The sequence below is a fragment of the Paracoccus sp. S-4012 genome, assembly GCF_009674885.1.
GTDB lineage: Bacteria > Pseudomonadota > Alphaproteobacteria > Rhodobacterales > Rhodobacteraceae > Paracoccus.
Genome location: NZ_WKKA01000034.1, coordinates 1 through 9,291, shown reverse-complemented (window position 1 = coordinate 9,291; position 9,291 = coordinate 1). Strand labels below are relative to the sequence as shown.

4 protein-coding genes and 7 pseudogenes are annotated in these 9,291 nt (G+C 64.4%); 5 read left to right on the top strand and 6 right to left on the bottom strand.

What is annotated here, in order from left to right; all coding sequences use genetic code 11:
- Window positions 1-126, bottom strand: a pseudogene (locus GI374_RS18515) (IS3 family transposase); the annotation flags it as partial.
- Window positions 127-133: 7 nt separating this feature from the next.
- Between GI374_RS18515 and GI374_RS18510 the strand changes: the two are divergent.
- The gene (locus GI374_RS18510) at window positions 134-1,249 is read left to right on the top strand and encodes an IS110 family transposase (RefSeq protein WP_229583584.1); all 1,116 of its coding nucleotides are present in this window, start codon (window positions 134-136) and stop codon (window positions 1,247-1,249) included.
- 243 nt (window positions 1,250-1,492) lie between these two features.
- Here the strand turns inward: GI374_RS18510 and GI374_RS18505 are convergent.
- From GI374_RS18505 to GI374_RS18495, 3 genes and pseudogenes are all read right to left on the bottom strand, one after another.
- Window positions 1,493-1,756 (bottom strand): annotated as a pseudogene (locus tag GI374_RS18505) (transposase); the annotation flags it as partial.
- Window positions 1,757-2,146: 390 nt separating this feature from the next.
- Window positions 2,147-4,120: a calcium-binding protein gene (locus GI374_RS18500; RefSeq protein ID WP_154338472.1), complete on the bottom strand. Its 1,974-nt coding sequence runs from the start codon at window positions 4,118-4,120 to the stop codon at window positions 2,147-2,149.
- Window positions 4,121-4,271: 151 nt separating this feature from the next.
- A pseudogene (locus GI374_RS18495) lies at window positions 4,272-4,442 on the bottom strand (IS3 family transposase); the annotation flags it as partial.
- Between the two features lie 105 nt (window positions 4,443-4,547).
- On the opposite strand from GI374_RS18495, the pseudogene GI374_RS18490 reads away from it, so the two are divergent.
- Window positions 4,548-5,048 (top strand): annotated as a pseudogene (locus GI374_RS18490) (winged helix-turn-helix transcriptional regulator); the annotation flags it as partial.
- 60 nt (window positions 5,049-5,108) lie between these two features.
- A pseudogene (locus GI374_RS18485) lies at window positions 5,109-6,004 on the top strand (IS3 family transposase); the annotation flags it as partial.
- A 29-nt stretch (window positions 6,005-6,033) separates the two neighbouring features.
- Here the strand turns inward: GI374_RS18485 and GI374_RS18480 are convergent.
- Together GI374_RS18480 and GI374_RS18475 are read right to left on the bottom strand one after the other, a co-directional pair.
- Window positions 6,034-7,187, bottom strand: a protein-coding gene (locus GI374_RS18480) for an IS3 family transposase (protein WP_154338471.1) whose coding sequence is annotated in 2 segments (ribosomal slippage) — window positions 6,034-6,929 and window positions 6,929-7,187 — 1,155 coding nt in all. Because the reading frame shifts where the segments join, the coding sequence is not laid out codon by codon here.
- A 62-nt stretch (window positions 7,188-7,249) separates the two neighbouring features.
- Window positions 7,250-7,534 (bottom strand): annotated as a pseudogene (locus tag GI374_RS18475) (IS110 family transposase); the annotation flags it as partial.
- A gap of 110 nt (window positions 7,535-7,644) precedes the next feature.
- On the opposite strand from GI374_RS18475, the gene GI374_RS18470 reads away from it, so the two are divergent.
- Together GI374_RS18470 and GI374_RS19995 are read left to right on the top strand one after the other, a co-directional pair.
- Window positions 7,645-8,727, top strand: coding sequence for an IS5 family transposase (locus GI374_RS18470; RefSeq protein ID WP_154338470.1), 1,083 nt, complete (start codon window positions 7,645-7,647; stop codon window positions 8,725-8,727).
- Window positions 8,728-8,855: 128 nt separating this feature from the next.
- A pseudogene (locus tag GI374_RS19995) lies at window positions 8,856-8,932 on the top strand (integrase core domain-containing protein); the annotation flags it as partial.
- Between the last annotated feature and the right edge of the window lie 359 nt (window positions 8,933-9,291).

Here is a 9,291-nt window from a genome sequence, read left to right as displayed (position 1 = left end):
GCGTCGGCTGCGGTAGCGGACGGACGTCCGATCCGCGCCGATCACGGCACACGCCCGCCGCTCGCTCATCTCGTGGCACTTCACGAGCCTCGCGACGGCTTCGCGCCTGGCGGCGGGCGTCACCACTAGTGGGATGGTCCGCGCTGCCGCCCCGCCCCATCATCGGGCGGAGCGCAAAAAGGAGGAGCAAACCATTATGCGCAACCAACCCTGTGACTGCGCCGTCTTCGGCATCGACATCGGCAAGACCGTGTTCCACGTCGTCGGCCTCGACCGGGCCGGCGCGCCGATCCAGAAGGCGAAGTTCCGCCGCGACACGCTCCTGCAGTTCTTCGAACGCGCGAAGCCGACGCTGGTGGCGATGGAAGCCTGCCCCGGCGCGCAGTGGCTCGCCCGCACGATCCGTCGGCTCGGACACGACGTCCGCATCATCCCGGCGCAGTTCGTGAAGCCCTATGTGAAATCCCACAAGAACGACGTCATCGATGCCGAGGCGATCGCGGAGGCGGCGACGTGGCCGACGATGCGCTTTGTCGGGGTCAAGGAGGCGCACCAGGTGGACCTGCAGATGCTGCACCGCATCCGCAACCGCCTCGTCGCCAGCAGGACGAAGCTGATCTGCCAGATGCGCTCATACTGCCTCGAGCATGGCGTGGCCATGAGGCCGGGCGCCGGCGCGTTCAAGCTCGACATCGAGCGGGTGCTGGATGACCTCGAAAACGACCTGACCGAACGTGCCCGCCTCGTGCTGCACGAACTTCATGCGGAGTTGCACGAGATCGAGGCGAGGCTTCGCACCGTCTCCTCGGAGATCAAGGACATCGCCGACGCCGACGAGACGGCGCGTCGGCTGATGACGATTCCGGGCGTCGGCCCGCTCGGCGCCACCGCGATCCTGGCGGCCATCGGCGATCCGGGACGCTTCAAGCGGGCACGGGACGTCGCCGCCTGGCTCGGCCTTGTGCCGCAGCAGCATTCGACCGGCGGCAAGCAGACCCTGCTCGGCATCGCCAAGAGGGGCAGCAACTATCTCCGGACGCTCCTCGTCCATGGAGCCCGATCTGTCATGATGCATCTCGATCGTTCGAAGGATCGCCTCGGCGGCTGGGCCGACGAGCTCAAAGAGCGAATGCATCCCAACAAGGTGGTCGTCGCGCTCGCGGCGAAGATCGCCAGGGTCATCTGGGTCATCCTGACCAAACCCGGCGCGACGTATGAGCGCCGCCCGCCCGTGGGCGCGATCGCCTGAGACCAAGGACTCCGGCGTCGCCGGAAAGGAGTGCGAGGTTCGAGGTGATGACGAAAGGGTCGATCGGCGTTCGGTAAATCCGTTCCGAAAGCGGGCCTCGTGCCCGGACCAACTAGCTGGAAACCGAACGCGCGGATCTCATCATGGCCTGGCCGGAAAACCGGCTCACTCGCGAGAGGCCGGATACATTGACGCAAACCCTGCAGTCGCCACCGAAGAACGTTGCACCGGCAGCGCGGACCATACATTTCGCGACAGGAGATCCTTCAACGCAGCCTGGTCGAGCAGCGACTCCGCCAGGAGCCGTTTGAGCCGGGCGTTCTCGTCCTCGAGCGCCTTCAGCCGCTTCGCGTCGGATACGTCCATGCCGCCGAACTTGGCCTTCCAGGCGTAGAACGTGGCGCTGCTGATTCCGTGGCGACGGCAGAGCTCCGCCGTCTTCGCCCCGGCCTCCTGTTCCCGCAGGATCCCGATGACCTGCTCCCCGGTGAACTTCGATCTCTTCATGTCCGGTCCTCTCGTTGGGCCGGACTCTAGCGTCACATGGAGGAGTTATCGGGGGTCACAGCAGTGGCTGCATGGTCCGCTGGAAGCGACCAGCCATCTGATGTCGGTCCAAGGTGCAAGACGCCGACGACCCGAATGGGCAGAATGATCGGACAGATCCGGATCGGGAAGCCAGCAGGCTGCTGCGAGCCGTCAAGTTCGTTCTTCAGATCTGGCCCTGATCCGCGGATCACCATACGGGCCAGCGGCATTTCGAAAGGCCGCACACGAAGGCCTGACAGAAGACCGCGCACGATCACGAGCCCAAAGGTCCGAAAAACGTCTTGCATCAGCGGCGGCAACCAAAGAAGCGGCCTGTTAGGTGGACAAGTCCTCAGAGGTCACAGCACCTCAGATCAGCACAAGATCGTCATTCAGCTGTGACAGGTCGGTTATACCAGCAATTGTCAGCCGGCCTGCTGCTCCAAAATCTAAGACCGCAACGGTACCGTTCATGAATGCCCCATCCAGAAGCGAGGCGACAGTCGCTTCGACTCCAGCGAGATGGGCCGAGATCTCGATCCGGTCGATGTCGTCCTCGAAATCGGTGATGCGATCATCGCCGCCGTTGAAGACGAAGACGTCAGTTCCGGCACCTCCAGACAGGATGTCATTGCCCACACCGCCGTTCAGAGAGTCGTCGCCTGCGCCTCCGTTCAGGAAATCATCCCCGGCGCCGCCGTCGATCGTGTCGTCCCCGTCACCGCCGTTGATGGTGTCGTTGCCAGCGAGGCCGTTGAGGCGGTTGTTGCCGGCATTGCCGTTGATCTGGTTGTCCTGCGCGTTGCCCGTGCCGGCCAGGCCCTCGGCGCCGAGCAAGGTGAGGTTCTCGACGTCGAGGCGGAGAGCATGGCTGACCGAGCTTCGCACGAGGTCGGTGCCCCCGTTGGCCATCTCGAAGACCACATCCCCCTCGTTGTCGACGAGGTAGATGTCATCTCCATTACCGCCATTCATGCGGTCGAGCCCGGCGCCGCCGTCGATCGTGTCGTCCCCGTCACCGCCGTTGATGGTGTCGTTGCCAGCGAGGCCGTTGAGGCGGTTGTTGCCGGCATTGCCGTTGATCTGGTTGTCCTGCGCGTTGCCCGTGCCGGCCAGGCCCTCGGCGCCGAGCAAGGTGAGGTTCTCGACGTCGAGGCGGAGAGCATGGCTGACCGAGCTTCGCACGAGGTCGGTGCCCCCGTTGGCCATCTCGAAGACCACATCCCCCTCGTTGTCGACGAGGTAGATGTCATCTCCATTACCGCCATTCATGCGGTCGAGCCCGGCGCCGCCGTCGATCGTGTCGTCCCCGTCACCGCCATCCAATGTGTCTTGGCCATCGCCGCCGAAGAGGAGGTCGTTTCCCGCAAGTCCAAAAATGGTATTGTGACCTGAGTTTCCTGAGATCAGATTGGCAAGAGCATTGCCTGTCCCACTCAGGGAAGCTGACCCAGTAAGAGTTAGTTTCTCCACCCAACTCGGAAGCGTGAAGTTGAAGGCACTGCGGACCTCATCGGTGCCGCCTCCAGCAGCCTCGACAATCACATCAGTGCCATCCTCGGCTTCACTGGCCAAGACATAGACGTCATCGCCCCTGCCCCCCTCCAAAGTGTCTCGTCCCGCACCGCCATGAAGTGTGTCTTGACCCTCGCCTCCGTAGAGTGCGTCGTCTCCTTCATCACCCCAAAGAGCATCATTCCCACCCGAGCCGGCGATGAGATCGTCGCCCGCTCCCCCATAAAGATGGTCGTTGCCGTAACTGTCGCCGCCCTGGTCACCGTCAATGGAGTCATTTCCATCACCTCCATAGATCACATCATTCCCGTAGCTGCCCCTGAGCGTATCATTGCCACCGCCCCCTAAGATGGTATCATTCCCTAACGCAGTGAATACGTAATCACTTGTATCGCCGAGGGCGATCCAATCGTTCCCGTTACCAGTGCTGATGCGGAAGATCTCAATCCCGGAGAACGTAAGCCCGTAACTTCCGCGTCCTAAGCCCTGCGCATCCGGTCGAGCGTCGAGCAAGAAGTCTTCATGGTAAGTCGTGAATAAGGTGATGTTCAGACTATCCTCGCCTTCGCCTCCGTGGAACGTCTCACTGTCCAACACAGGACTGTAGCTTGTACTGTAGTAGAAGTGCTCTTGACCCGCACCGCCATAGGCGATGTCCACCCCGGGGCTGTTGTAGATGAAGGCTGCAAAGCTGCCTTCCGAGTAGTAGGTATCGTCCCCGGCGCCCCCGTAGAACTGGTCTACCCCCCCTCCTCCCCCATAGAGCTGGTCGTCACCAGTCCCACCTTGCAGGGTGTCGGAGCCGGTGGTGCCGGTTACAATCGCCATTGTTGTCCTCGTTGACTTGCCTGGATGATGACAGATTCGGGTATATTTAGCTGACAAGCAAGATAGTTATAGCGCCAAGGTCAGGACTCACAACCACAACACGACGACTACGTGAACCGCGCCGGGTCTGCCGGAGACCGGTTGGTCTTAGCTATGCGGCCACGGCCACGGGATTCATGGCGGCGTAGAAGTTCGCTTCGGCCTGGGCCGGCGGGATGCTTCCAATCGGCTCGAGGAGACGGCGGTTGTTGAACCAGTCGACCCATTCGAGGGTGGCGTATTCGACGGCTTCGAAGCTGCGCCAGGGGCCGCGACTGTTGATTTCCACCCAGAACTGACCCGGATAGGCGCATAATTTCCACTGAAATTTGACCCATGTGACCCTTCCCCGAACGCGGCGAGCGGCGGGGGCAACGGAGTGATCCACATGGGACTTTTGAATGTCATCCGCCGGATGGCCCTGCGGGGGAGGCTACCGATTCGGGAGATCGCCCGCCGGACGGGTTTGTCGCGCAACACGATCAGGAAGTATCTGAAGGCCGGCACGATCGAGCCGAAGTTCGCGGTGCCCGATCGCCCAAGCAAGCTCGACCCGTTTGCGGAGAAGCTGGCGGGCTGGCTGAGGACCGAGACGGCGAAGTCGCGCAAGCAGCGGCGGTCGGTGAAGCAGCTGCACGCCGACCTGGTCGCGCTCGGCTACACGGGGTCCTACAACCGGGTCGCGGCCTTGCCCGGGAATGGCGGTTCGACCGGCAGCGGGAGCAGCAGACCACCGGCCGTGGCACATTCGTGCCCCTGACCTTTCGACCGGAGGGAGGCCCTCCAGTTCGACTGGAGCGAGGATTACGCGCTTCTGGGTGGCGAGCGCACCAAGCTTCAGGTGGCACACATGAAGCTCGCGCACAGCCGGGTGTTCCTGGTCAGGGCCTGATGGTCCCTCGATTCAGTGGACACCTTTGCTAAGCCTGTGAAGGGCATGGAGGTGTTGATGCCGAAGACGAGGAGGGAGTTTTCTCCCGAGTTCAAACGAGAGGCGGTGGCGTTGTTGGAAAGCAGTGGCCGTCCGTTGATGCAGGTTGCAACCGAGGTTGGCATTTCGCCCTCGATGTTGCGGAACTGGCGCGCCGCGGTTCGCGGGGGGACGCCACGATCGAGGGCCACGCCGGGCGTCCCTGTGATGCCGTCGCCTGCGGACCAGGCGTCGGAGATCACGCGGCTGAAGCGTGAGCTCGATCGCACGCGCATGGAGCGCGACGTGCTAAAAAAGGCGATCGGCATCTTCGCGGAGGTGCCGAGATGAGCTTCCAATTCATCCGCGACCATGCCGGCAGATGGCCGGTCCGGCTGATGTGCCGGGTTCTCGAGGTCTCGGCCAGCGGCTATTACGCATGGCGCAAACGTCCGGAGAGCGCCCGGGCGCGCGCCAACCGCGCATTGCTGGCCGATCTGCGTCGCCTCCATGCCGAGCACCATGGCCGTTACGGCAGTCCCAGGATGCATGCCACGCTCCGAGCGGAAGGCAGGACGGCAAGCCGTGGCCGCGTCGCGCGGCTCATGCGGCGACACGGAATCCGCGCGCTCGCCGGCCGCAGGTTCAGGCCGTGCACCACCGACAGCCGTCATCACCTGCCGGTCGCACCGAACCTGCTGAAGCAGGCATTCGTCGCATCGGCACCGAACCGCGTCTGGCTGGCCGACATCACCTTCATCGCGACCGGCGAAGGATGGCTGTATCTCGCGGCCGTCCTCGACCTGGCCACCCGCAAGATCGTCGGTTGGGCCATGCGCGACCACATGCGCACCGAGCTGCCTCTGGCCGCAGTGATGATCGCCACACAGCGGCAACGGCCGGCCGAAGGTCTCATCTGCCATTCCGACCGCGGCAGGTGACCTGCCCCCCCGGCGTCCCTCGATCATGACGAGAGTCCTTGGACTTGGTATTGGTCGGTTTCGGGTTGGGCAAGCGCGCCGGGCGCGGAGCTCACGGATTGCTCAAGTGCCCGGCGCGCTTGTGACGGGGCCATTCCGCCGAGCGAGGAATGCGGCCTGACATGGTTGTAGTCGTAGCGCCACAGCGCCAGCTTGCGGCGCGCATCGGCCAGGCTGTCGAAGATCTCCTCATTGAGGCACTCGTCGCGCAGGCTGCCGTTGAAGCTTTCGATGAAGCCATTCTGCTGGGGCTTGCCGGGATCGATGTAATGCCAGGCGACGTCGTTGTCCTTGGCCCATCTGAGAATGGCCTTGCTGGTGAACTCGGTTCCGTTGTCGCTGACGATGGTCTGGGGCTTGCCGTAGAGCCGCAGCAGCGCGTCCAGTTCCCGCGCGGCCCGGGCGCCGGAGATGCTGGTATCGGCGATCAGGGCGAGGTTCTCACGGCAGCAATCGTCGTTCACGGCCAGGATGCGGAACCGGCGCGATGCCCCGAACGTGTCCGACATGAAGTCCATCGACCAGCGCTGGTTGGGGTGCAAGGCCTCCGGCACTGGCGATCGGCTGCCGCGCGCGCGCTTGCGGCCACGCCGGCGCCGGACCGACAGGCCTTCCTCGCGATACAGGCGATAGAGCTTCTTGTGGTTCATGGTCCTGCCCTGGCGCTCGAGCAGGATGCCGATCCGGCGATAGCCGAACCGGCGGCGCTTCTCGGCGATCTCGCCCATCGCCTTGCCGATGTCCGGGTTGTCAGGCGGCCGCTCGCGCCGCACCGTCTTCGGATCGACACCAACCAGGGCACAGGCCCGGCGCTGCGAGACGTCATGATTCCGCATCGCCCGGAGCGCCGCATCCCGCCGCGCCATTGGCGTCGTCAGCTCTTTCCCAGGAGGTCCTTCAGCACGACGTTGTCGAGCATGGCCTCCGCGAGCAGGCGCTTCAGCCTGGCATTCTCGTCCTCGAGCTGCTTCAGGCGTCTTGTGTCGGACACGTCCATCCCGCCATACCGTGCCTTCAGCTTGTAGAACGTCGCCGGGCTGAGCCCGTGCCTGCGGCACACCTCCGCCGTCGCCATCCCGGCTTCCTGTTCCTTGATCATCCCGATGATCTGCGCATCGGTGAAGCGGCTTTTCCTCATCTCGTCTGCTCCTTCAGGTCGGGCAGACTCTACATCACGGCGAGGGAGCTTACGGGGGGCAGGTCAGCATCCGCCGCATCGTTCTTCTGTCGCTTCACGAATGGCTTCACATAAGCTGGCGGGATCAGGCGGACCGAATGGCCAAGCCGCCCGATCTCCCGACCCCAGTGGTGCGCCGTCGCGCAGGCCTCCATGGCCACGGTGCAGGCCGGCTGCGCCGCCAGAAACGGCAGGAACTGCGCCCGCGACAGCTTCTTGCGGAAGACCACGGTGCCGTTCGCCGCCGCGCCGTGCAGCTGGAACACCCGCTTTGCCAGGTCGACCCCGACGATGGTAACCTCTTCCATGGATGCCTCCCCCTCTCTGGCGATTGAACATCACCAGCTTGGCACATCGCGATGCCGCCGGGCGGGGGCATCCACTCCATCACTGGGCCTGACAGCGGCGGGGGATGGTCATGGCGGGTCAGTTGGGGTTCTGGTCGATCACGGAGCGGCTGGCGGAGATCTCGGCGCAGGGTGATCCGCTCGAGACGCTGGCAGCGACGGTGGACTTCGAGATGTTCCGGCCGGTGCTGGAGGGTGCGCTCGGCCGGCCGCCGCGCTGGAAGGGCGGTCGGCCACCGTTCGACCCGGTGCTGAAGTTCCGGATGCTGGTGCTGCAGTCGCTGCACGGGTTGTCGCTCGAGCAGACCGAGTATCTGGTCCGCGACCGGCTGTCGTGGATGCGGTTCTGCCAGCTTGGCCCGGAAGACCGGGTGCCGGATGCCAATACCCTGTGGGACTTCCGCGAGGCGCTGATCGCGGCGGGTGCGCTGGAGGCGCTGTTCGAACGCCTTGACCGGGCCATCAATGCGGCCGGCTATCTGCCGCGTGGCGGCCAGATCGTGGATGCGACCCTGGTGGCGGCCCCGCGGCAGCGCAACACCGACGGCGAGAAGGCGGCGATCAGGGAAGGCAAGTCGGCCGCGGAGATCTGGCCGGACCAGCCCGCCAAGGCGCGACAGAAGGACATCGACGGTCGCTGGACGGTCAAGCATTCCAAGGCGAAGGTGCGGGCCGACGGCACCCTGCCGATCGATATCGCGATCCCCGTCTACGGCTACAAATCCCATGTCTCGATCGACCGGATGCATGGGCTGATCCGTCGCCAGGTCATCACCGATGCCGCCCGGCACGACGGCGGGCAGCTCCGCGAGGGGCTGATCGCCCGAACCAACACGTCCCGCCGGGTCTGGGCCGACAGCGCCTATCGCTCGGCGGAGAACGAGGCGTGGCTCGACGCCCGCGGCATGGTCAGCCGCATCCATCGCAAGAAGCCCCGCGGCCGTCCGATGCCGTCGCGGACCCGCCGCGCCAATGCCGTCAAGTCGGCGGTGCGCTCGAAGGTCGAGCATGTCTTCGCCCAGCAGAAGGCCCGCATGGGCATGACCATCCGCACCATCGGACTGGCGCGGGCGCGGGCGGCGATCACGCTCGCCAACATGGCCTACAACATGACCCGATGGCGGTGGCTCGACAGCCGACCCGCGCCCGCCTGACGGCGGTCGAGCTTTCGATCCGCCCGGATCAGCGACGGAAACGGCCCCGAGGGCCGCTGCCCGATCGGCATGGTCCTCTTCCTGAGGCTCAGAGCGTTGCTACCGGACGGTAAGCGGAGGTGTCCAGCTGGGTGGCCGACTATAACGCGGCCCGCCCCATTCGGCACTCGGCTACGAGACCCCCGCAGCCTTCGCCGCCCAGCTCGCCGCAACGGGCGATCGGCTACACGCGATGGAAACGTTCCGCCGATCACCCATTGCTCCCTCCGCGCAAGCGGGCAAATGTCACCCGCCGGCTCTGGTTTCTGGTGGATGAAGGTCGGGGGTCACAGCAACGCTCGGGCGTATCTACGACTGCGCTGTGCCGGTCCGACTCTCGCTGCAACTCTATGCTTGCTTTCGTCAGAGCAGGAAATCGTTGGCATGGAGTGTAAGACTCCCGATTAGACTGATGGAAAAGTCTGCGCGGCCATCCCCATCCACATCTCCGGAAATGTTGGTGACCATACCAACGCGATCATATCGCAGCTCACCAGCATTGCCGCTGAAGCCGACCTCGCCGAT

Bases quoted from the DNA above. Each gene is read 5' to 3' on its own strand.
- GI374_RS18510 (WP_229583584.1), top strand. From the start codon at position 134: ATGGTCCGCGCTGCCGCCCCGCCCCATCATCGGGCGGAGCGCAAAAAG.
- GI374_RS18500 (WP_154338472.1), bottom strand. From the start codon at position 4,120: ATGGCGATTGTAACCGGCACCACCGGCTCCGACACCCTGCAAGGTGGG.
- GI374_RS18470 (WP_154338470.1), top strand. From the start codon at position 7,645: ATGGCGGGTCAGTTGGGGTTCTGGTCGATCACGGAGCGGCTGGCGGAG.